We start from the raw sequence: 22116 nt of genomic DNA, 5'->3' as shown, positions 1-22116 counted from the left end.
ACGTTACCCACGCGTATCTCAGCCGCCGGGGCGGGTCAGGCCGTCCTGGGGCGCGCCCAGGGAGCCGACCACCTCGTCGGTGCGGTTCAGTGCCTCGGTCGCCCGGGCCGGGTCGACGTCGTTGGGCTCGGTGAGGTCGGTGAGGCGGATCGGCGGGCCCAGGTCGACCAGGGTGGGCAGGTACTCGGCCGTCTCGACGGCCCAGCCGTCGGCGGTCCTGGTGAACCGGAAGCGGGCCATCACGCCCTCCTCGGTGGTGCCCCTCGGCTCCTCGTGCCGGGCGACCTGGTTGCCAAGGCCGTAGGCGACCCACTTGCCGTGCACCTTGTCGAACGGCTGCACCACGTGCGCGTGGTGGCCGACGATCAGGTCGACGGCCGGGTCGGCGAGCAGCAGGTCGGCCAACCGCTCCTGCTCGGCGGTGGGTTCGTGCTGGTCCTCCACACCCCAGTGCAGGCTCGCGACGACCACGTCGGCGCCGGCCTCCTTGGTGGCGCGGGCGGCGGCGAGCACGGCGTCGGCGTCCAGCTCGTTGGACATCCACTCCTCTGGCTCCTCGGTGCCCTGGTTGAACGCGAACGTGAACGACACCTGGCCGACCCGAACGCCGTTCACCTCGGTGATCAGCGGTTCGGCGGCCTCGGCCTCGGTGCGGGCGGAGCCGGTGTGGCCGATGCCGGCTCCGTCGAGGGCGTCGAGCGTGGTGCGCACGCCGCCGGCGCCGTGGTCGAAGGTGTGGTTGGACGCGGTGGTGCAGGTGTCGTAGCCGGTCTCGGCGAGCGCGGTCGCGACCTCCGGCGGCGCGTGGAACAGCGGGTAGCCCTCGAACGGGCCCTCGGGACCGGCGAGCGGGACCTCCAGGTGGCAGATCGCCAGGTCGGCGTCCTGGACGGCCGGGGCGACGCCGGCGAACAGGTCGGTGAAGTCGCGGTCGCCGCCGCCGTCGGCGATCGCCTGCTCGGTGAGGGCGGGGTGGATCAGCACGTCACCGGTGGCGAGCACGGTGAACTCCCCCGGCTCGCTCGGCGCGGCCGGGGTCTCGCCGGGAGGCAGCGGCGGAACGTGCTCCGGCGGGCTGCCCTCCGAACCGCCCGAGCAACCGGCGACGAGCAGGGCGACTCCGCACAGGGCGGCCTTGGTCCGGCGCACCCGCGACATCCTGGCGGTCGCCCGGGCGAGGTTTCAACCCTTGCGGCGGCGCCGGGCCACGACGGCCACGACGGCGAGCGCGGCGGCGACCAGCGGCACCACCCTCTTGAGCACCGACGGGCCGGCGTAGGAGAGCAGGTCGATCGGCTCGGACTCCGGTTTGTCCGGTGGGGTGGTCACGGCGGCCAGGCGCGGTCGGGGCTCGGTGGTCGGGTCGGCCTTCGCCGTGGCGGCGCCTGCCTTCGCGCCGGTCGCGACGGCTTCGGCGCGGTCGGCGGGGTCCACGACGGTGTCGGGGACGGCGGCCAGCTTCGGTGGTTCGCCCGCGGGGGCGAGCTTGGTCGCCAGGCAGGTGGCGAACGAGTCCAGGATCTTGCCGCCGACCTCGGCGATCAGCCCTCGGCCGAACTGGGCCGGCTTCCCGGTGATCGAGAGGTCCGTGTCGACCGTGCCCGCTGTGCCGCCGCCGTCGGGGCGCAGTGTCACGGTGACCGTGGCCGAGGCGGTGCCGTTGCCGCGGGTGTCCTTGCCGGACGCCTTGATCACCAGCCGCCTCGCCGCGTCGTCCTTCTCCAGGAACTCGCCGGAGCCCTTGTACTGCAACGAGATCGGGCCGACCTTGACCTTCACCGCGCCCTTGAAGGTGTCCCCGTCGACCTCGCTCAGGGTGGCACCCGGCATGCACGGCGCCACCCGCTCCGGGTCGAGCACCGCCGCCCACACGGTCTCCACGTCGGCCGGCACCGAGAACGAGTGCTCGAGCTTCACGCTGCCTCCCTCGAAAGCCCTGAAGGTGACCTTCGGGACGCTCAGCGCCTCGAAGGTCACCTTCAGGGCATCTTATGCGCCCACGGCCGCGGACACCGCGCGTGAGGTGAGGACCCGAGCGAGGTGTTGGCGGAACTCGGCGTCGGCGTTGCCGTCGGCCGCCGGGCTGGTGCCCTCCGCCGCGTGCTGGGCGGCGGCGGTGATCGCCTCGGCCGTCGCCGGTTGGCCGACCAGGGCGGACTCGACGGCGGTGGCGCGGACGGGCGTGGCGGCCATGTTCGTCAGGCCAACCCTGGCCTCGGTGATCGTGCCGTCGTCGACCAGCACGGCCGCGGCGACCGCGACGATCGACCACGCCTGCGCGACCCGGTTGAACTTCTCGTAGTGCGCGCTCCACCCGGTCTTCTTCGGCACCCGCACCTCGCACAGGATCTCGCCGGAGCGCATCGAGGTGGTGAAGAAGTCGGCGAAGAACTCGGCGGCCGGGATCGTCCGCCTGCCGTCCATGCCGGCCACCACCAGTTCCGCGTCCAGCGCGAGCGCCGGGGCGAGCAGGTCGCCGGCCGGGTCGGCGTGCGCGAGCGAACCGCCGAACGTGCCTCGGTGGCGCACCTGCGGGTCGGCGACCACGTTCGTGGCCAGCGCCAGCAGCCGGGCGTGCTCGCGCACCAGCGGGTCGCGCTGCACGTCGTAGTGCGTGGTCATGGCGCCGACGACGAGCGTGTCGCCGTCCTCGCGCACGCCGCGCAGCTCGGCCACCTTCCCGAGGTCGACCAGCATGGACGGCGCCGCGAGGCGCATCCGCAGCACCGGCAGCAGGCTCTGCCCGCCGGCGATGACCTTGGCGTCCTCGCCCGCCTCGGCGAGCGCCCGCACCGCGTCGTCCACGGTGGTCGGTGCGACGTAGTCGAACGCTGCCGGGATCACCGGGCACCTCCTTCGGGGTTGATCGAGCCGAGACCGCCGCCGGCCTCGCCGCCGAGTCCGCCGGCGTCGGTCCGGCCGGTGCGGATCGCCTGCCACACCCGCATCGGCGTGCACGGCATCTGGACGTCGGACACGCCGAGGTGGCGCACCGCGTCCACCACGGCGTTGACCACCGCTGGCGTGGAGGCGATCGTGCCGGCCTCGCCGACGCCCTTGACGCCCAGCGCGTTCGACGTCGCCGCCGTCTCGGTCCGGTCGGTGGTGAACTCCGGCAGGTCCACCGCCGATGGCACCAGGTAGTCGGCCAGGGTGCCGGTGGTGAGCGTGCCGGACTCGTCGTGCACGGCCTCCTCGTACAGGGCCTGCGCGATGCCCTGCGCCAGCCCGCCGTGCACCTGGCCCTCGACGATCAGCGGGTTGACGACCTTGCCGACGTCGTCCACGGCGACGTAGGAGCGGATCGTCACCCGGCCCGTCTCGGTGTCCACCTCGGCCGCGCACAGGTGCGTGCCGTGCGGGAAGGAGAAGTTCTCCGGGTCGAACGTGGCCTCCGAGTCCAGGCTCGGCTCCACCCCGTCCGGCAGGTCGTGCGCGGCGAACACGGCCAGCGCGACGTCCTGGATCGACACCGACTTGGCCTCCGCCCCCGCGCCCCGGACCCCGAACGCGCCGCCTGCGAACTCGACGTCGTCCTCGGCGGCCTCCAGCATGTGCGCGGCGACCTTCGCGGCCTTGGCCTTCACCTTGTCCGCGGCCCGCACCACGGCCATCGCGCCGACGGTCAGCGACCGCGAGCCGTAGGTGTCCATGCCGCGGTGCGAGGACTGGGTGTCGCCGTGCAGCACCTCGACGTCCTCGAACGGCACGCCCAGCTGGTCGGCGACGATCTGGCTCCACGCCGTCTCGTGCCCCTGGCCGTGCGGCGACGAGCCGGTGACCACCTCGACCTTGCCGGTCGGCAGCATCCGGACCGCCGCGTGCTCCCAGCCGCCCGCCGCGTAGGACAGGGCGCCGAGCACCCGCGACGGCGCGAGCCCGCACATCTCGGTGAACGTCGACGTGCCGATGCCCAGCTGCACGGTGTCCCCGCGCTCCCGGCGTTCGCGCTGCTCGGCGCGCAGCGCGTCGTAGCCGAACAGCTCCTTGGCCTTCGCGGTGGCGGCCTCGTAGTTGCCGGAGTCGTAGGTCAGACCGGCGACCGTGTCGAACGGGAACTCCTCGTGCCGGATCCAGTTCCGCTCGCGGATCTCGATCGGGTCGACACCCAGCTCGGCGGCCAGCTCGTCCATCAGCCGTTCGATGGCGTAGGTGGCCTCCGGGCGGCCGGCGCCGCGGTAGGCGTCGGTGGGGGTCTTGTTGGTGAACACGTTCGTGCACGCGAACCGGTAGGCCGGGAACTTGTAGATCGCGTTGAACATGAACGCGCCCAGGATCGGCACGCCCGGGGTGACCAGCCGCAGGTAGGCGCCCATGTCGGCGAGCAGCTCGACCTTGAGCCCGGTGACCGTGCCGTCCCGGCGGGCGGCGAGGGTGAGCTTCTGCACCTGGTCGCGGCCGTGGTGGGCGGACAGCAGGCTCTCGCTGCGGGTCTCGGTCCACTTCACCGGCTTGCCGAGCCGGCGGGCGACCAGGAACGTCAGGATCTCCTCGGGGGTGACCTGGAGCTTGCCGCCGAACCCGCCGCCGACGTCCGGCGCGATCACCCGCACCTTGTGCTCCGGCACGGACAGCGTCATCGCCAGCATCACCCGCAGGATGTGCGGGATCTGGGTGGCCGACCACATGGTGAGCTGCTCACCGGTGGGGTCGACGACCACCGAGCGCGGCTCCATGAACGCCGGGATGAGCCGCTGCTGGCGGTAGGTGCGCTCGATCAGCACCTCGGCGTCGGCGATGGCCCGTTCCACGTCGGTGCCGGTGCCGGCCTCGGCCGAGTCGAACACCCAGGTGGCGCTGGCGTTGGTGCCGAGGTCGGGGTGCACCAGGTCGGCGCCGTCGGCGACCGCGCCCTCCAGGTCCAGCACCACGGGCAGCTCGTCGTAGTCGACGTCGACGGCCTCCAGCGCGTCGGCCGCCTCGTAGGCGCTGCGGGCGACCACGACGGCCACCGCCTCGCCGGCGAAGTTGACCTCCTCCACCGCGATCGACGGCGCGTCCGGCGACTTCATGTCCTCGGTGATCGGCCACGCGCACGGCAGGCTGCCCTGCTCGCCGGCGAGGTCGGCGCCGGTGAACACGGCGAGCACGCCGGGCATCCGGCGGGCCGCGTCGACGTCGATGTTGGTGATCCGCGCGTGCGCCATCGGGCTGCGGGCGACGGCCATGTGCAGCAGGCCGGGGAGTGCGAGGTTGTCGGTCCACCGGGTGCGTCCGGCGATGAGCCGCGCGTCCTCCTTGCGCAGCCTGGCCCGGCCGATCTCCGGTTCGATGGTCGAGGTCATCAGTTCCCGCCCCCCACCACGTTCCTGGTCTCACGCACCTGCTCGGCCTCCGGCCCGGCGCCGCCGCGCATGTGGCCGGCGGCGTCGCGGACCGCGCGGACGATGTTCTGGTAGCCGGTGCAGCGGCAGAGGTTGCCCTCCAGGCCCTCGCGCACGGCCCGCTCGTCCGGGTCCGGGTTGTCGGCGAGGAGGTCGATGGACTGCATGATCATTCCGGGGGTGCAGAAGCCGCACTGCAGGGCGTGGTTGTCGTGGAAGGCCTGCTGCACCGGATGGAGGGTGCCGTCCCGGGCCAGCCCCTCGATCGTGGTGACCTCGCCGCCGTCGGCCTGGACGGCGAGCACGGAACAGGACTTCACACTGTGCCCGTCGAGGTGCACGGTGCAGGCGCCGCAGTTGCTGGTGTCGCAGCCCACGACGGTGCCCACCTTGCCGAGCCGTTCGCGGAGGTAGTGCACGAGCAGCTGGCGGGGTTCGACCTCGTCGGTGTACGTGGTTCCGTCGACGGTGACGGTGATGCGCATGGGGCCTCCAAGGGAACGCGCGTGAGCGGGCTCACAGCCATTGAGCCTGCCTCCGGTGGCCGAAGAGGACAAGTCCTGTCGTGGGAAAGTGGACCGGAGCGAGAAAACCGAGAGGACGAGCGTTGCGCACACTGACCTACTTCGTCGCCGTGTCCATGGACGGCTACATCGCCGGGCCGGGCGACGAGGTCGACGTCTACCCCACCCCGGACGCCTACGTGGCCCACCTGGCCGCCGAGTACCCGGAGACGATGCCGTCGCACGTGCGCCCACACCTGGGCATCGCGGACGCGCCGAACCGTCGGTTCGACACGGTCGTGATGGGTCGGGGGACCTACCAGCCCGGGCTCGACCTCGGCGTGACCAGCCCGTACGCGCACCTGCGCCAGTACGTGGTGTCGACCACGACGACCTCGCCGGACCCGGCGGTGACCGTGGTGACCGACCCGGTGACCCTGGTGAAGGAGCTGAAGGCCGAGGACGGTCTCGGGATCTACCTGGCCGGCGGCGCGAAGCTCGCCGGTGCCCTGTACGGGGAGATCGACGAGGTGATCCTCAAGCTGTACCCGGTGATGCTGGGCCGAGGGGTGCCGATGATCGCCGGCGAGTTCGACGTGACCGCATTCGAGCGCGCGGACGTGACGACGTTGGACACCGGGCATGTGATCCTGCGCTACACCAGGTCGTGAGGATCGTTAGGCAAGCATACGATCGGTGACGTGGTCTCCCCCGCTGTTGCCCCGGTCGCCGAACAGTTCCCCGAGCATCGCCGCGGGGTGCTGCTCGGGGCCGCCGCGTACGGGCTGTGGGGCGTGTTCCCGCTGTACTGGGCGCTGCTCGACGAGGCCGGGACGCTGGAGACGCTCGCGCACCGGATGCTGTGGTCGCTGGTCGCGGTCGGCGTGGTGCTGTGGTTCCTCGGCCGGCGGCGGGGCACCGGGTTCGCGACGATCCGCGCGCTGGTGTCCGACCGCCGCCGGCTCGGGCTGCTCGCGCTGGCGACGGTGCTGATCGGGTGCAACTGGGGCGGCTTCATCTGGGGCGTGACGAACGGGCGGGTGGTGGAGACCGCGCTCGGGTACTTCACCGGGCCGCTGGTGTCGGTGCTGATCGGGGTGCTGCTGCTGGGCGAGCGGCTGCGGGTGGCGCAGTGGATCGCGGTCGGGCTCGGCGTGGTGGCGGTCGCGGTGCTGGCGGTCGGGTACGGGCAGGTGCCGTGGGTGGCGCTGGTGCTCGCGTTCAGCTTCTCCCTGTACGGCCTGGTGAAGAAGCTGGCCGACGCGCCGGCGGTGGAGTCGGTGGCGGTGGAGGCCGGGCTGAGTTTCGTGCCGGCGGTGACGTTCGTCTGCGTGCTGGAGGTGTCCGGGGACGGAACGTTCTTCTCGCTGGGGGTGGGGCACACCCTGCTGCTGATCGGCGGCGGGCTGGTGACGACGGTGCCACTGCTGGCGTTCGCGGGGGCGGCGGTGCGGATCCCGCTGTCGATGATCGGGCTGCTGCAGTACCTGGCGCCGGTGCTCCAGTTCGCGTTCGGCGTGCTGGTGTTCCACGAGCAGATGCCACCGGAACGCTGGCTCGGCTTCGCGATCGTCTGGCTGGGCCTGATCATCCTGACCATCGACGGCACGCGCCGTTCCAGGACGCCACGCGCCCTGGAACCATCGCCTCCCGCCTAGGGCAGTCCGAGCACGATCCGGAGCGCCTCGTTGATGCGCAACAAGGTGGCCGGTCTCAGGCAACCGGCCAACTCGCCCAGTTCCTCCCGGCCAAGCTGCTGAAGGTCGTCGGTGTTCACGTGACCGACCAGCGGATCGCCCGGCTCGAGCCGGACCCACGTGGGCAGGTCCGCGTGCTTGTCCGTAGTGGTGATCCGGACCGCGAGCACGTCGCGCAATTTACGGTTACGGAGGTTGTTGGACACGATGAGCCACGGTTTGGGACCGAAGCCGAGATCCGCCCAGTAGATCTGCCCCCGCACGGGGGTGACACTCATCCAGGCATCACCCTGTCGACCCGCTCCGCATAGCGGCGCCGCCGCTCGGCCGCCTCATCGGCGTCGTGCACCTCGTCGTACATGTCGGCAACCTGTTGGTACCCCCGCTCCAAGGCCTGTTCACGCAAGGTAGCGGCACCGGCTGCGATCAAGGCACGAATCACGGTCGCCTCCGACGCTCCCGGGGTGATCGAAATACCCAACTTCTCCGCGGCCTCGGCCAGCACCGCCGCTTCCGGACGCTCCGGGTCCGCGAAAGTCCGGACCGTCTGCTCGTCCTGGTCGGATAACGTCACAGTGGTGCGCTTGGCCATGCATCGGATCATAGCATCACTTTCCGATGCTACGGCTCGCGGTGGATTCGGCCGATGGTGTCGGTGAGGCGGGTGCCCTCGCCGCCCCAGCGGAGGCTGATGATCTCCGCGGCGATCGAGATCGCGGTCTCCTCCGGGGTGCGGGCGCCGAGGTCTAGGCCGATCGGGGAGGCCAGGCGGGCGAGTTCGGCTTCGGTCAGGCCGGCTTCGCGGAGCCTGGCCATCCGGTCGTCGTGGGTGCGGCGGGAGCCCATCGCCCCGACGTAGCCGACGTCGGCGCGCAGGGCGACCTCCAGCACGGGCACGTCGAACTTCGGGTCGTGGGTGAGGACCGCGACCACCGTTCTGCGGTCGACGCGGCCCGCCGACACCTCGGCGGCCAGGTACCGGTGCGGCCAGTCGACCACCACCTCGTCGGCCTCCGGGAACCTGGTCGCCGTCGCGAACACCGGGCGGGCGTCGCAGACCGTGACGCGGTAGCCGAGGAACGACCCGAGCCTGGCCATCGCGGCGGCGAAGTCGATGGCGCCGAACACCAGCAGCCTCGGCGGCGGCTCGAACGAGCTGACGAACACCGACAGGCCCTCGCCCCGGCGTTCACCGGACTCGCCGTAGTGCAGGGTGCCGGTGCGGCCGGTGGCGAGCATGCCGCGGGCGTCGTCGGCGACCGCGTCGTTGATCCGCGACGTGCCGAGGTCGCCGACCGTGCGGTCCGGCCACACCACCATCCGCCGGCCGAGCAGCGTGGGGTGCGCGACGACGGTCGCCAGCGCCACCGGTTCCTCGTCCTGGATCGACTTCGCCAGGTCGCCGAACTCCGGGAAGTCCTCTGCCGACACCCGCTCGGTGTAGATGTCGATGATCCCGCCGCAGGTCAGGCCGACCGCGAACGCGTCGTCGTCGCTGACGCCGTAGCGGGCCAGCACCGGCGTCCCGGAGCCGAGCACCTCCTGCCCCTGCTCGTACACCGCGCCCTCGACGCACCCGCCGGACACGCTGCCCGACACGGTTCCGTCAGCCGCCACCAGCATCGCGGCTCCCGGCGCGCGCGGCGCCGACGAGAACGTCGCCACCACCGTGCCGAGCGCGATCCGCTCTCCCGCCGCGTACCGGCGCGTCAGCTCGTCCAGCACGTCACGCACGGCGCACCTCCCTCAACAGTTCCTCGAGCGTGGCCAGACTGTGCCCGGCGAGCAGCCGGTCGACGTGCGGGAGCGCGGCCGCGATCCCGGCCTGCACCGGCGCGTACCCGTCCCGGCCGGCGTGCGGGTTCACCCACAGCACGGCGTGCGCGAGCCGCCGCAGCCGCGCGGTCTCGGTGCCGAGCAGGGAGGCGTCCCCGCGCTCCCACCCGTCGGAGAACAGCACGACGACCGCGCGCCGGGCGAGCCCGCGCTGGCCCCACCGGTCGAGGAACGCGCGCAGCGTCTCGCCGAGCCGGGTGCCGCCGGCGAAGTCGGGGACCGCGCGGGCGGCGGCGGCCAGCGCCTCGTCCGGGTCGCGGGCGCGGAGCTGGCGGGTCAGCCGGGTGAGCCGGGTGCCGACGGTGAACACCTCGGTGCTGGCCGGTGCGGCCCTGGTGACCGCGTGCGCGAACCGCAGCAGCGCGTCGGCGTAGGGGGTCATCGAGCCGGAGACGTCGACGAGCAGCACGAGCCGGCGCGGGCGGGTGCGCCTGGCCTTCCTGGCGAGCCGGACCGGTTCGCCACCGGTGGCGCGCATGGCGCGGAGGATGCGCGCGGCGTCGAGCCGGCCGGTGCGGTGCGGGCGGTGTCGCATGGCGCGGCGCAGCGGCGGGTCGAGGCGCAGGGTGGCGATCAGGGTGCGCAGGTGCTCGCGTTCGGCGGGGGTGAGCGCGGAGACGTCGCGGTGCCGCAACACCTCGACGTCGGAGGCGGCGACCTTGAGGTCGTCGGTGCCGTCGCCGGTGCCGTCGCCGGTGCCGTCGTCGGTGGTGAGCGCGGCCATCGGCGCGTGCCGGGGTCGCGGCGTGGTGGGCCGGCGGCGGGGCGGGGCGGAGAAGGAGAACCAGGCGGCGAAGGCGTCGTCGTAGCGGGGCAGGTCGTCCGGGTCGGCGCACAGGGTCAGCCGGCCGGCCCAGTAGAGCTGGGTCGGGTCGGCGAGGTCGAGCTCGCGCACGGCCCCGAGGTAGGCCCCCACCCGCTGCGCGTCGCACGGCAGCCCGGCCGCGCGGAGGGCGGCGGCGAACCCGACCAGGCCGGGCAGCGGGTCGAGGGTCTGCACGTTGTCATTGTTACTCGCCGCGAGGAAGGCCGGCCGGGATGGCTTCCCGGCCGGCCCACCTCACCCCCAGTGGCACGGTCCGCCTCCCCGGACTTATCCCAGTTGGTCCCGTTGGGAAGGCGAGTTCGGCATGGTCACGTACTTGTGGCCGGCTTGCGTCACGTTCCCCTGAGGTGACGGTTGCCCAGGTTGAGACTCACTCCTGGTGTCCGACGAGCTGGTTTGTTGGTTGTAGTGAGGGCGGCGAGTCCGCCTGCCCCATGAGTTCCGCGCTGAGCCACGCGCCGACGACCACCCCCAGGACCAGGCAGAACACGGCGAGCTTGAGCGCGAAGGAAACCGGACAGTAGGCCTGCATCTCCCTTCCCCCTCTCTCCCGGCTCTTCTCCACGTCACCGAGGTTGGCACGTGGCGGCGAAGGGCTTTGCGTCATCTGACACACAGCGGCCGATTTTCGGGGGCACATCCTGGCGCCGGCCGGATCGCGGCCGGCGCCAGGCAGGGCTTCCCGCCGCGACCGTGGCCAGGTAGCGGAGCCGGGCGCGGGATGCCGGAAAACGGACTTCGGGAAGAACCGGATGGTCGCCGCCGCGACGGGGGGCACCGCGACCGGCCCGACCACCGCGACGGCGCCATCCGGTGACACCGGACTACCGCCAGATCCCCCTGATCGCGGTGCTCACGGTGTCCTCCTCGGTTCGGCGCGCCGGGCACCACTATGCGCGACGCCGTGCGTCGAAGGCGACCGAATTTCCGCCCCCGGAACTGTCGGTGCCGCCGGGTAAGATCAAAAGAGGGGTCCCCCAGGCGGCTTGCGCATGGGCTCGGCCTGCGGGGTTCGCGAACGCAACCACCCCGTGCCTGCCTGGGTCAGCCGGCCAGGATCGTGTCCAGGCCGGCGGTGACGACGCGCTGGGCGTCCTCGCGGTACTTCAGGACCGCGCCCAGGGTCGCGGCGGCCGACTCGGCGTCCAGCTCCGACCGGCCCAACGCGCGCAGCGCGGACGCCCAGTCGATCGACTCCGCCACGCCGGGCGGCTTGAGCAACTCCACCGTTCGCAGCTTCCGCACCGCCGAGGCCACCTGCTCCGCCAGGCCCGCCGACAACCCCGGCAACCGACGCCGCAGGATCGCCACCTCGCGCGCCAGCGCCGGGTGCTCCAGCCAGTGGTACAGGCACCGGCGCTTCAGCGCGTCGTGCACCTCACGTGTCCGGTTCGACGTCAGCACCACCAGCGGCGGCACCTCGGCCCGCACCTCGCCAAGCTCCGGCACCGTCACCGCGTTCTCGCCCAGTACCTCCAGCAGGAACGCCTCGAACTCGTCGTCCGCCCGGTCCACCTCGTCGACCAGCAGCACGCACGGCGCCTCCTCCAGTGCCCGCAGCAGCGGCCGGGCCAGCAGGAACCGCCGCGAGTACAGCGAGCGCTCCGCGGCCTCCGCGTCCAGCATGTCCGACGCCGCCTCCAGCGCGCGCAGGTGCAGCAGCTGACGCGGGAAGTCCCAGTCGTACAGGGCCTGGGTGAAGTCGATGCCCTCGTGGCACTGCAACCTGATCATCGGCACGTCCAGGGCCGCCGCCAGCGCCACCGCCAGCGACGTCTTGCCCGTCCCCGGCTCGCCCTCGCAGAACAGCGGCCGGCCGAGCCGCAGCGCCAGGAACGCCGCCGTCGCGACCCCCTCGTCGGCCAGGTACCCGACCCGGTCCAGCGAGTCGGCCAGCTCGTCGGGCGACTCCACCGGCGACCACGACACGTCCACCACGACCCCGAGACTAGACCCAGGGACCGGCATCCGGGTCCGACCAGGGACGATCCCCGATGCCGCCGGGCCGCCCCGGCGGAATGCTGGAGTCATGAACACCGACACCAAACCCGTCACCAAGCTCCGCCGCAGCCGAACCGACCGGATGGTCGCCGGGGTCTGCGGGGGCCTCGCCAAGACCTTCGGGATCGACGCCGCCATCGTCCGCATCGCGCTCGTCGCCGCCACGCTGCTCGGCTTCGGCACGGGCGCCGTGCTCTACCTCATCTGCTGGATCGTGATGCCCCGGGACTGACGCCGACTACCCTGACCGGCCGTGGAGCAACGACCGGGCAGGGTCTCGCGGGTGGGGACGGCGCGCGCCCTCGTACTGCTCGGCGCCGTGCTCGCCGTCGGCGCCGCCGTGCTGGTCTGCGTCGGGACGCTCGTGGCCGGTCCGGCGCTCCTCGACCAGCCGGGGCTGTCCTGGCCGATCGTGCTCGCCGCGGTCGGCTTCGTCGTGGTCGTGATCGGCTTCGCGGTCGTCGGGAGCGTGCTCGCCGCCCGCGGCCGCACCGTGGGGTCCGTGGTATTCAACGGGTGCGGAACGCTACTGGCGGGTATCCTCGTCGGGATCACGACTTTGCTGCTGTTGATCTCGAGAATCGCCTGATACCCGCTGGTAACCACCCGAATGGCCGGTATCTGAACCATGGGCTGGGGCTCTTGAAGGGGTAGAGACGATCACGGAAAGAAAGCAGACTCCGGGGGTTGGCCCGATGGACCTGGTGCCATCATGAACTCAACCCACGAAGCGGGGTGGGAAGCGGTGACCGAACTGCAGACCGCGAGCATGACCAAGCCGTGGGAGGGCCTGGACGGCCGTGACCGGCACGCGGCGTGCCTGGTCGCCGTGCAGGCGGGCGACCGTTCGGCGTTCGACGTCCTCGTCGCCGAGCTCTCACCGCTGGTCTGGCACGTCGCGAGAGGCAACGGGCTCGACCGGACCAGCGCGGAGGACGTGGTGCAGACGGTGTGGCTGGCGCTGCTGCGGCACGTCAACCGGCTGACCGAGCCGAGAGCGCTCGCCGGCTGGCTCATCGTCACCACCCGCCGCGAGGCCAACCGCGTGCAACAGCGCGGCTCCGGCCAGGTGGAGCTGTCCAACGAGATCGCCGAGCAGCTGCCGACCACCGACCCGTCACCGGAGCACGAGGTGCTGCGCGGCGAGCGGGACACGCAGCTGTGGGCCGCCTTCCACCAACTGACGCGGCGCTGCCAGGAGTTGCTGCGCCTCACCGTCCTCGCCGGCCGCGCGGAGTACCGTGCGGTCGCCGAGGCGCTTCACATGCCACACGGCAGCATCGGACCGACCAGAGGGCGCTGCATCAACGCGCTGCGCGCCCTGTACCACGGGGACAGTGGATCATGAGAACGCACCAGTCTGACGACGAGTTGATGTCCGAGGTGGCCCGGCTGGTCGACGAGCTCGATCCACCCCCGCCGGGGCTGGTCGGCCGGGCCCTGTTCGCGGTGGCCATCGACACCGGTCTGCGCGACCTCGACGACGTCGAGTTCGAGGTGGCCCGCTGGGCCGAGCGCACGCTCGCCGGCGTGCGCGGCGGCGGCCCGGGCATGCTCAAGTTCTTCGTGGACGACCTGACCGTGATGATCAACGTGACCCGGACCGGGGAGCGGCAGCGCATCGACGGCTGGCTCGTGCCGGCCGGCGCGCACGGCGTCGAGGTCCGGGTCGTCGACCATCCCACGACCGCCACGACCGCCGACGAGGGCGGCCGGTTCGTGCTCACCGAGGTCCCCCGCGGCACCACGCAGCTGTTGGTCCGAATGCACGCCGAGCAGTCACGCACCGTGTTGACACCAACTGTCGACTTGTAGCCCGATCAGCCCTATCTCCCCCATTCGGCAGATATCCTCTGTATCTCACCGTGCCGACCCACCTCTTGTAGTGGTGAGTGGCCGGAAGATCTGCTGAGGGGAGTAGTAGTCATGACCGACTCGATCACCACGCCGAAGAAGGAGAACGACGACCCGGTGGTGCCGGACCCGGACGATCCGGACAACCCGAACCCCGAGGGCCACATCGGCACGGGCAGCTCGCCCCAGGGCCACATCGGCACCGGCAGCATCCCGCAGGCGGCGGCGGACGACCCCGCCCGGAAGAACTGATAGTCCGAGGCGGGTAGGGCGCGGGCGGTCCGATGTGCTGACATTGGTACGTGCCCCGTCCGCGCCGCTCGTCCACCGTGAGTCCGGAACCGTCCGACGACGCCCCGGACGTCGACGCGTCCGTTGACATGGCCGTCGCAGAGGCTGTCGAACAGGCCGTCGAGCTGCGTACGCGGGCGGTCGCCGAGGCGCAGGCGGCCCGGCCGGCCGAGGCGGTCAAGCTCCTGCGCAAGGCGCTGCGCGCGCTTCCGGTGACCACCGGCAACCACGAGGTCACCACGATCCGCGCCAAGGTGCTGGCGACGCTCGCGTTCGCCGAGGCCGAGACCGGGTCCGTCGCCGACGGCCTGGTCCACCTCGGCACCGCGAGCGACCTGGTGAACGGCCTGCCCGAGGGTCCGCTGCGCTCGGCGGCGCGCGGGCTGGTCAACCACCAGCACGGCGTCATCCTCATCCGGGCCAGGCGCAACGCCGAGGCCCTCGAGCTGTTCGACCTGGCGATCCCCGCCCTGGAGGCCGCGGAGTCGACCCCGGCGGCCAACCCCGAACTGCTCGCCACCGCCTACATGAACCGCGGCTTCACCTACATCGAGCTCGGCCGCCCCGGACCCGCCGAGGAGAACCAGCGGCGCTGCCTGGAACTCGCCGTCGAGCACGACCTGCCGCAGATCAAGGGCAAGGCGCTGGGCAACCTGGGGGAGATCGCCCAACTCGTCGGCGACGTTCCCGGCGCGCTCGCCTACCACGAGCAGGCCGAGGCGGCGTTCCGCGACACCGCGCCCGCGCTGCTGGCCCGCACCCAGATCGACGAGGCCCGCGCGCTGCTGTCCGCCGGGGTGCTCGACGACGCCGCCCGCCACCTCGACGAGGCGCTGCCCGTCCTGCGTGAGCACCGCAGCACCCAGGACCTCGCCGAGGCGGAGGTCGCCCGGGCCGCCGTCGCGCTGCTCCAGGACGACCGGGCGCTCGCCCGCCACCTCGCCGGCACCGCGCACCGCCGGTTCCTGCGCCGGGGCAACGAGCCGTGGGCCGAGGTGGCCGCGCTCACCCGGATGCGCGCCGAGGCCGACCCGGCGCTGGTCAGCCGGCCGGCCAAGTCGTCGCCGGCCAAGGCGGAACGGCTCGCCGAGCGCCTCGCCGAGGTCGGCCTGCCCGACGAGTCGGCGATGGCCCGCATGCTCGCCGTCCGGCTCGCGCTCGCCCGGGGAGATGTCGACACCGCGGAGGACGTCCTCGAGCGGGTGCCGTCGCCGCGCAAGCTGTCCCCGATCGACCACCGGATGCTGCTGCGGCTGTGCCGGGCCGAGGTGGCGCTGGCCCGGGGGCAGACCCGGCGCGCGCTCGCCCAGGCCAGGGCCGGGCTCGACGAGCTCGGCGCCGCCCGCGACCGGATGGGCGGGCTGGACCTGGTGTGCGGGACCGCCGTGCACGGCCTGGAGCTGGCCAGGCTCGCGCTGAACCTGGTGCTCTCCGACGCCAGCACCGACGCCGACGCGCGCCGGGTGCTGGCCTGGCAGGAGAAGACCCGCGCGCAGGTGTACCGGTACGAGCCGCAGCCCGCGATCGACGACCCGGCCCTGGCCGAGGCCGTCACCGAGCTGCGCGGGGTACTGCGGATGATCCAGCAGGCCAGGCTGGAGCGCAGGCCGACCGCGCCCCTGGAGCGACGGTCGACGGCGTTGCAGCGCGAGGTCAACCGGCTCGGCTGGCACACCAGCCACTGGGGCAAGCCCCGGCCGGTGTGCTCCCCGGAGGAGATCATCGAGCACCTCGGCGACCGCGCGATGATCAGCTTCGCCGGCCCTGGCGAGGACCTGGCGGCCGTCGTGGTCAGCGGCGGCCGGACCCGGCTGGTGCGGCTCGGGCGCCGGGAGCAGGCGCTGGAGGTGGCCAGGCAGCTGCACGCCGACCTGGACGCCCTCGCCCCGGACGACCTGATCGAGCCGCTGGTCAGCGCCGTGTCCCAGTCGGCGCTGCACCGGATCGCGACGCTGAACGAGTACCTGTTCGGCGACAACGGGATCCCGATGGAGCTGATCGACGGCCGCGAGCTGGTCGTGGTGCCGTTCGGCGGGCTGTACTCGGTACCGTGGGAGTCGCTGCCGACGCTGCGGGGCCGCGCGGTGTCGGTGGCGCCGTCGGCCACGGCGTGGGTCAGCGCGGCGGAGGCGCCGGCCACCGACGGGAAGGTCGTGCTGGTCAGCGGCCCGGACCTGCCGGAGTCGGTGTCCGAGCTGACGCACCTGCGCACGGTGTACCCGGACGCGGTCGTCCTGGACGGCGAGCGGGCCACCACCAGCGCGGTACTGGCCGCGATGGACGGCGCGAAGCTGGTGCACATCGCCGCGCACGGCACGCACGAGCCGGCGAACGCGATGTTCTCCCGGCTGGAGCTGGTGGACGGCGGGCTGCTGGCGCACGAGGTGGCGCGGCTGCACCGGCCGCCGGAGCACATCGTGCTGGCCGCGTGCGAGCTGGCGCTGTCGCACATCCGGCCCGGTGACGAGCCGCTCGGGTTCGCCGGCGCGATGCTGGCGAGCGGCTCGCGGACCGTGGTGGCGGCGGTGAACCAGGTCGGCCACCGCTCGGCCGCGCTCACCATGACCGACTACCACCGCCGGCTGGTCAGCCCCAACGCCCAGGACCTGGCCGAGACCATGACCGACTACCACCGCCGGCTCGCCTCCGGCACCCAGCCCGCCCGCGCGTTGGCCGAGGCGACCGCCGCGGATCCCCTGCGCCGCCCCTTCATCCTCCTCGGCGCCGGCTAGGGGCCGTTTGCGCAAAGATCGTCCCCGGGTCGACCATGGGGCAGGTCGAGGAACGGGGTCGGGATGCACGTCGCGCTGGAGTGGGGTGATCCGCGCTTCCTGACGCACCTGATCTCGGTGCCGCTGTTCACCGGCGTGATCGGCTACATCACCAACTGGACCGGCGTGATCATGCTGTTCCAGCCGATGCGGTTCCACGGGGTGCGGGTGCCCGGCCTGCGGTTCCTGTACCCGTACCTGCCGAGGCGGGTGCAGGTCATCCCGGCGATCACGCACGACGGGCGGTTCGGCTGGCAGGGCATCATCCCGTCGCGGGTGGCCAAGATGGCGAGCATCTCGGTGGACAAGGCGCTGCTGAAGGTCGGCAGCATCGGCGACTTCTACCGCGAGTTCGAACCGGACGCGATCGCCGACCACATCGCCGCCACCGCGCGCGGGGAGGTCCGCGGGGTGGTCGAGCGGATCATGGAGCGGGAGCACCCCCGGCTGTGGCAGGACCTGCCGCCGGTGGTGAAGGAGGCCGTGCACGCGCGGATCCAGCAACGGCTGCCGGTGATCATCCGCGGGCTGACCGACCAGCTCGGCGAGCACATCGAGGCGCTGATCGACGCGAAGCTGCTGGTGATCCGGCACTTCGAGCAACACCCGGAGCTGATGAACGACATGCTCCGCGAGGTGGGCCGCAAGGAGCTGCGGTTCATGCAGAACTTCGGCTTCTACTTCGGCTTCCCGATGGGGATCGGGCTGGTGTTCCTGCTGGAGGCGTTCCCGTACTGGTGGGTGCTGCCGCTGGGTGGGGCGGTGATCGGCTGGGTGGTGAACTGGATCGGCATCAAGCTGATCTTCGAGCCGGTGTTCCCCCGGCGGGTCGGCCCGTTCACCTTCCACGGGTTGTTCCTGCGCCGGCAACCGGAGGTGAGCGACGTGATGGCCGCGATCATCGCCGACGACGTGATCAACATGCGCAACGTCGGCGACGAGCTGCTGTTCGGCCCGCGATCGGACCGGACGCGGCGGCTGCTGGAGGACTCGCTGCGGCCGGCCGTCGACAACGCGGTGGGGTTCGCCCGGACGGCCGTGCGGGTCGGGATGGGCACCGAGCGGTACGACCGCATCCGGAACGCGGTGGCGAGCGAGGCGGTGGAGTTCGCGACGGCGTTCGGCGACTCGGAGTTCGGCCGGAAGCAGTCGGCGAAGATCCGGGCGTTCGTGGCCAGGCAGATGCGCCAGCTGCGCTCGGACGAGTTCAACGAGCTGCTGCGGTCGGCGATCAAGCAGGACGAGTGGCTGCTGTTCGTGCACGGTGGTGTGCTCGGTATCGGTGCCGGTTTGGTGCACCTGGCGATCTTCGGAGTATGAGATGTCTTCAACGTTCCGCGAGGCCACCGGCCTGCTGCGCATCGCGGCGAACACCGGGCTGAGCACGGCGCAGTGGCTGGTCAACGCCGGTGTCCACACCGGACAGAAGGTGGTCCGCGACCTCGCCACCGGTGAGCCGCCGGTGAAGATCGTGACCGAGCTGGGTGCCGAGCTGCGCGCGGCGGCCAGGGACGCGCTCGGCATGCCAGCACCGGAGCCGTCGCCCCCGCCCGCACCGGCGGACCTGCGGGCGCGGGGCGCCGAGCTGCTGCGCAAGTCGGCGGACGTGCACCACGTCGAGGACATGCACCCGGCGTACTCCCGCATCCTCGACGACCTGGTGCCCGACGAGGCCAGGATCCTGCGGTTCCTCGCCGTGGAGGGCCCGCAGCCGATGGTCGACGTGCGCACGAACCGGCCGCTGGGCATCGGCTCCGAGCTGATCGAGGCCGGCCTGTCGATGGTGGGCCGCCAGGCCGGTGTCCGCCGCCTCGACCGGACGAAGGCGCACCTGAACAACCTGTTCCGCCTCGGCCTGGTCTGGTTCTCCCCCGAGGAGGTGGACCCAGACCGCTACCAGGTCATCGAGGTCCAACCCGACGTCCAGGCCGCCATGACCAAGGCCGGCCGCACCCCCCGCGTCGTCCGCCGCAGCCTCCACCTGACCCCGTTCGGCGAGGACTTCTGCCGCGTCTGCCTCCCGCTCGACGCCTAGCGGGGCTGGTCCGCGAGGGTGGCGGTGAGGGCCTGCCACGCGGTGGCGGCGAAGGTGAGGGTTCCGGCGGAGCGGTTCTTGGTGTCGCGCACCAGGATCGCGTCGGCGGTCGGGCCGACCTCGACGCAGTTGCCGCCGTTGGGCTCGCTGAAGCTGGACTTGCGCCAGGCCACACCGACCTCGACGCAGTCACCGCCGTGGGACTCGCTGAAGCTGGACTTGCGCCAAGTGATCACGTAGTGACCAGTTCCTTCCATCGCTGCGCCTCCTCCTCGATGAGCGCGCGGGACGCGGCGGTGGGCAACGCGACCGCACGGAGCGTGTCGAACAGTACCGTCATCCTCGCGGCGGTGTCCGCGTCCTCCACGGTCTGTCCCTCCGGACCCACCAGGTACACGATCGCGGGCGGCTGCTTGGTCTCCGCGATGGTGAAGGCACCGTCGAGCCCTGGGTGCGGCAGGTCGGCCGGGATGAGCTGGATGGTGATCCTGGGCCGGTCGGTCAGCTCCACCAGCCTGGTCAGCTGGGCGTGCATGACCTCCGGGCCACCGACGTCACGGCGGAGCACCTGCTCGTCGAGCACGACCCACAGCCATGGTGGGTCCTTGCGGTCCAGGATGGCCTGGCGCTCCATCCGCGCCGCGACGATCTCGGCCACCTCGTCGGGGCAGTTGCCCGGGTAGCTCGCGATGAGCACGCGCGCGTAATCGGCGGTCTGGAACAAACCGGGGACGAGCACATGCTGGAACGTGCGCAACACCGTGGCCTCGGCCTCGTACGGGGCGAACGGGCGGAAGTTCGCCGACAGCGGGATGCCACGGATCCGGCGTTGACACCGAGCCAGCGTGCCGGGAGTGCCGAACGCCTCGTCGAGCTTCCTGGCCTGCTCGGCGGTCGGCGCCCGGTAGCAGCTCTCGATGCTCTTGATGGTGGACGCGCTGAAGTTGATCGCAGCGCCGCACTCCTCGACGGTCCAGCCCTTCAGCTTGCGCAGCGCGCGCAGCTCCTCGGCGAACAGGACCCGGTCCTCGCTGATGCCGTCGTGGCTGCCCGGCATGACATCTCCCCAATACTCCGCAGATTCCCGCAGAGCATATTCGCCAGAGCACGGTTCCGCCCGGCGAAAGACGTGTGGCCCGGACGCGGGATGCGTCCGGGCCACACGGCCTGACTAGCTGGCGTGGATCAGAAGTCCATGCCGCCGGTCGGGTCGCCACCGGCCGGGGCCGCGGCGGCCTTCTCCGGCTTGTCGGCGACGACGGCCTCCGTGGTGAGGAACAGCGCGGCGATCGACGCGGCGTTCTGCAGCGCGGAGCGGGTGACCTTGGTCGGGTCCGGCACGCCGGCGGCGAGCAGGTCCTCGTAGTCACCGGTCGCGGCGTTCAGGCCGTGGCCCTGCGGGAGGCCCTTGACCTTCTCCACCACGACGCCGCCCTCGTGGCCGGCGTTCACGGCGATCTGCTTGAGCGGAGCCTCGACCGCCACCTTGACGATGTTGGCACCGGTGGCCTCGTCGCCGGTCAGCTTGAGGCCGGCGAAGGCCTGCTCGGCGGCCTGCAGGAGCGCGACGCCACCACCGGCGACGATGCCCTCCTCGACGGCGGCCTTGGCGTTGCGCACCGCGTCCTCGATGCGGTGCTTGCGCTCCTTGAGCTCGACCTCGGTGGCGGCACCGGCCTTGATCACCGCGACGCCGCCGGCCAGCTTGGCCAGCCGCTCCTGCAGCTTCTCGCGGTCGTAGTCGGAGTCGCTCTTGTCGATCTCGGCGCGGATCTGGTTGACCCGGCCCTGGATCTGCTCGGCGTCACCGGCACCCTCGACGATGGTCGTCTCGTCCTTGGTGACGACGACCTTGCGGGCCTGGCCCAGCAGCGAGATGTCGGCGTTCTCCAGCTTGAGACCCACGTCCTCGCTGATGACCTGGCCACCGGTGAGGATCGCGATGTCCTGCAGGATCGCCTTGCGGCGGTCACCGAAGCCGGGCGCCTTGACGGCGACCGACTTGAAGGTGCCGCGGATCTTGTTGACCACCAGGGTCGCCAGGGCCTCGCCCTCGACGTCCTCGGCGATGATCAGCAGCGGCTTGCTGGCCTGCATGACCTTCTCGAGGACCGGGAGCATGTCCTTGACGGCCGAGATCTTCGAGCCGAACAGCAGGATGTACGGGTCGTCGAGGACGGCCTCCTGGCGCTCCGGGTCGGTCACGAAGTAACCGGCCAGGTAGCCCTTGTCGAAGCGCATGCCCTCGGTGAGCTCCAGCTCCATGCCGAGCGCGTTGCTCTCCTCGACGGTGACGACGCCTTCCTTGCCGACCTTGTCCAGCGCCTCGGCGATCAGCTCGCCGATCGTGGTGTCAGCGGCGGAGATCGACGCGGTCGCGGCGATCTGCTCCTTGGTCTCGACCTCCTTGGAGGCCTTGTGCAGCTGCTCGGTCACCGCCTCGACGGCCTGCTCGATGCCGCGCTTGAGCGACAGCGGGTCGGCGCCGGCGGCGACGTTGCGCAGGCCCTCGCGCACGAGCGCCTGGGCGAGCACGGTCGCGGTGGTGGTGCCGTCACCCGCGACATCGTCGGTCTTCTTGGCGACCTCCTTGACGAGCTCGGCCCCGATCTTCTCCCACGGGTCCTCGAGCTCGATCTCCTTGGCGATGGAGACACCATCGTTGGTGATGGTGGGCGCGCCCCACTTCTTCTCGAGCACGACGTTGCGGCCACGGGGGCCGAGCGTCACCTTGACGGCGTCAGCGAGGGTGTTCAGGCCCCGCTCGAGACCGCGGCGCGCGTCCTCGTCGAACGCGATCAACTTGGCCATTGCGGTGTAGGTCCTCCGTTTTGGACGTTCACGATGCGTGGCCAGGCTCGGTGCCCGCGACGGACGACCGGCACCGCCGGCCTCACCGTCCCGACCTCAACTCTGGCACTCGGAACTACCGACTGCCAGAACCGTGTTTAGCACTCGGACCACGAGAGTGCAAGAAC

The 22116-nt window shown here is 71.8% G+C and carries 24 protein-coding genes; 10 read left to right on the top strand and 14 right to left on the bottom strand.

The features are described 5' to 3' along the window. Nucleotides 1–18: 18 nt before the first annotated feature. From JT362_RS06080 to JT362_RS06060, 5 genes are all read right to left on the bottom strand, one after another. Nucleotides 19–1158 (bottom strand): CapA family protein, encoded by a 1140-nt coding sequence (locus tag JT362_RS06080; protein WP_260190021.1) that lies wholly within the window; start codon nt 1156–1158, stop codon nt 19–21. Between the two features lie 24 nt (nt 1159–1182). Further along, nucleotides 1183–1917, bottom strand: a complete 735-nt coding sequence (locus tag JT362_RS06075) for an SRPBCC family protein (RefSeq protein ID WP_260190020.1) — start codon at nt 1915–1917, stop codon at nt 1183–1185. Nucleotides 1918–1989: 72 nt separating this feature from the next. Next, nucleotides 1990–2844 carry an FAD binding domain-containing protein gene (locus tag JT362_RS06070; RefSeq protein ID WP_260190019.1) on the bottom strand — a complete coding sequence of 285 codons (855 nt, stop codon included), beginning with the start codon at nt 2842–2844 and terminating at the stop codon, nt 1990–1992. Then, nucleotides 2841–5285: a xanthine dehydrogenase family protein molybdopterin-binding subunit gene (locus tag JT362_RS06065; RefSeq protein ID WP_260190018.1), complete on the bottom strand. Its 2445-nt coding sequence runs from the start codon at nt 5283–5285 to the stop codon at nt 2841–2843. Before JT362_RS06065 ends, JT362_RS06070 begins: the two co-directional genes overlap by 4 nt. Then, nucleotides 5285–5809: a (2Fe-2S)-binding protein gene (locus tag JT362_RS06060; RefSeq protein ID WP_260190017.1), complete on the bottom strand. Its 525-nt coding sequence runs from the start codon at nt 5807–5809 to the stop codon at nt 5285–5287. Before JT362_RS06060 ends, JT362_RS06065 begins: the two co-directional genes overlap by 1 nt. Nucleotides 5810–5931: 122 nt before the next feature. On the opposite strand from JT362_RS06060, the gene JT362_RS06055 reads away from it, so the two are divergent. Both JT362_RS06055 and rarD read left to right on the top strand, forming a co-directional pair. Continuing rightward, nucleotides 5932–6498 (top strand): dihydrofolate reductase family protein, encoded by a 567-nt coding sequence (locus tag JT362_RS06055; RefSeq protein ID WP_260190016.1) that lies wholly within the window; start codon nt 5932–5934, stop codon nt 6496–6498. 30 nt (nt 6499–6528) lie between these two features. Then, nucleotides 6529–7485: an EamA family transporter RarD gene (rarD, locus tag JT362_RS06050; protein WP_260190015.1), complete on the top strand. Its 957-nt coding sequence runs from the start codon at nt 6529–6531 to the stop codon at nt 7483–7485. Here rarD and JT362_RS06045 read toward each other — a convergent pair. The 6 genes from JT362_RS06045 to JT362_RS06020 all read right to left on the bottom strand — a co-directional run bounded on the left by JT362_RS06045 (nt 7482) and on the right by JT362_RS06020 (nt 12154). Next, on the bottom strand, nt 7482–7802 hold the full coding sequence (locus JT362_RS06045; protein WP_260190014.1) for a type II toxin-antitoxin system PemK/MazF family toxin: 321 nt from the start codon (nt 7800–7802) through the stop codon (nt 7482–7484). The two genes, rarD and JT362_RS06045, sit on opposite strands and share 4 nt — an antisense overlap. Next, nucleotides 7799–8116: a hypothetical protein gene (locus tag JT362_RS06040; protein ID WP_260190013.1), complete on the bottom strand. Its 318-nt coding sequence runs from the start codon at nt 8114–8116 to the stop codon at nt 7799–7801. The genes JT362_RS06045 and JT362_RS06040 overlap by 4 nt, the downstream gene beginning before the upstream one ends. A 29-nt stretch (nt 8117–8145) precedes the next feature. Further along, nucleotides 8146–9258 carry an XdhC family protein gene (locus JT362_RS06035; protein WP_260190012.1) on the bottom strand — a complete coding sequence of 371 codons (1113 nt, stop codon included), beginning with the start codon at nt 9256–9258 and terminating at the stop codon, nt 8146–8148. Beyond that, the gene (locus JT362_RS06030; RefSeq protein WP_260190011.1) at nt 9251–10360 is read right to left on the bottom strand and encodes a vWA domain-containing protein; all 1110 of its coding nucleotides are present in this window, start codon (nt 10358–10360) and stop codon (nt 9251–9253) included. The genes JT362_RS06035 and JT362_RS06030 overlap by 8 nt, the downstream gene beginning before the upstream one ends. 196 nt (nt 10361–10556) lie before the next feature. Beyond that, entirely contained in the window at nt 10557–10718 is a 162-nt protein-coding gene (locus JT362_RS06025) for a hypothetical protein (protein WP_260190010.1), read from the bottom strand. Nucleotides 10719–11230: 512 nt separating this feature from the next. Beyond that, the gene (locus JT362_RS06020) at nt 11231–12154 is read right to left on the bottom strand and encodes an AAA family ATPase (protein WP_375546448.1); all 924 of its coding nucleotides are present in this window, start codon (nt 12152–12154) and stop codon (nt 11231–11233) included. A gap of 61 nt (nt 12155–12215) precedes the next feature. On the opposite strand from JT362_RS06020, the gene JT362_RS06015 reads away from it, so the two are divergent. From JT362_RS06015 to JT362_RS05980, 8 genes are all read left to right on the top strand, one after another. Then, nucleotides 12216–12419 (top strand): PspC domain-containing protein, encoded by a 204-nt coding sequence (locus JT362_RS06015; protein WP_260190008.1) that lies wholly within the window; start codon nt 12216–12218, stop codon nt 12417–12419. A gap of 21 nt (nt 12420–12440) precedes the next feature. Continuing rightward, nucleotides 12441–12776 (top strand): hypothetical protein, encoded by a 336-nt coding sequence (locus tag JT362_RS06010; protein ID WP_260190007.1) that lies wholly within the window; start codon nt 12441–12443, stop codon nt 12774–12776. A gap of 156 nt (nt 12777–12932) precedes the next feature. Beyond that, nucleotides 12933–13535: an RNA polymerase sigma factor gene (locus tag JT362_RS06005; protein ID WP_260190006.1), complete on the top strand. Its 603-nt coding sequence runs from the start codon at nt 12933–12935 to the stop codon at nt 13533–13535. Further along, a complete protein-coding gene (locus JT362_RS06000; RefSeq protein ID WP_260190005.1) occupies nt 13532–14002 on the top strand; it encodes a carboxypeptidase regulatory-like domain-containing protein in 471 nt (156 codons plus the stop codon). Before JT362_RS06005 ends, JT362_RS06000 begins: the two co-directional genes overlap by 4 nt. 111 nt (nt 14003–14113) lie before the next feature. Continuing rightward, complete coding sequence (locus tag JT362_RS05995) at nt 14114–14293, top strand: hypothetical protein (protein WP_260190004.1); 180 nt, start codon at nt 14114–14116, stop codon at nt 14291–14293. Nucleotides 14294–14421: 128 nt separating this feature from the next. Next, complete coding sequence (locus JT362_RS05990; RefSeq protein WP_260190003.1) at nt 14422–17064, top strand: CHAT domain-containing protein; 2643 nt, start codon at nt 14422–14424, stop codon at nt 17062–17064. 63 nt (nt 17065–17127) lie between these two features. Continuing rightward, the gene (locus tag JT362_RS05985) at nt 17128–18423 is read left to right on the top strand and encodes a DUF445 domain-containing protein (protein WP_260190002.1); all 1296 of its coding nucleotides are present in this window, start codon (nt 17128–17130) and stop codon (nt 18421–18423) included. 1 nt (nt 18424) lies between these two features. After that, nucleotides 18425–19138 (top strand): Abi-alpha family protein, encoded by a 714-nt coding sequence (locus tag JT362_RS05980; RefSeq protein ID WP_260190001.1) that lies wholly within the window; start codon nt 18425–18427, stop codon nt 19136–19138. On the opposite strand, the gene JT362_RS05975 is transcribed toward JT362_RS05980, so the two are convergent. From JT362_RS05975 to groL, 3 genes are all read right to left on the bottom strand, one after another. Next, nucleotides 19135–19395, bottom strand: a complete 261-nt coding sequence (locus JT362_RS05975) for a DUF397 domain-containing protein (protein ID WP_260190000.1) — start codon at nt 19393–19395, stop codon at nt 19135–19137. The genes JT362_RS05980 and JT362_RS05975 overlap by 4 nt on opposite strands. Continuing rightward, nucleotides 19371–20195: a helix-turn-helix domain-containing protein gene (locus JT362_RS05970; RefSeq protein WP_260189999.1), complete on the bottom strand. Its 825-nt coding sequence runs from the start codon at nt 20193–20195 to the stop codon at nt 19371–19373. Before JT362_RS05970 ends, JT362_RS05975 begins: the two co-directional genes overlap by 25 nt. 128 nt (nt 20196–20323) lie before the next feature. Continuing rightward, entirely contained in the window at nt 20324–21949 is a 1626-nt protein-coding gene (gene groL, locus JT362_RS05965; protein WP_260189998.1) for a chaperonin GroEL, read from the bottom strand. Nucleotides 21950–22116: the final 167 nt, after the last annotated feature.

Source organism: Actinophytocola gossypii (assembly GCF_025165815.1).
In the GTDB taxonomy this organism is placed as follows: domain Bacteria; phylum Actinomycetota; class Actinomycetes; order Mycobacteriales; family Pseudonocardiaceae; genus Actinophytocola; species Actinophytocola gossypii.
Note: the sequence above shows the minus strand (reverse complement) of the source record. Positions and strands in the feature narration are given on the sequence as shown.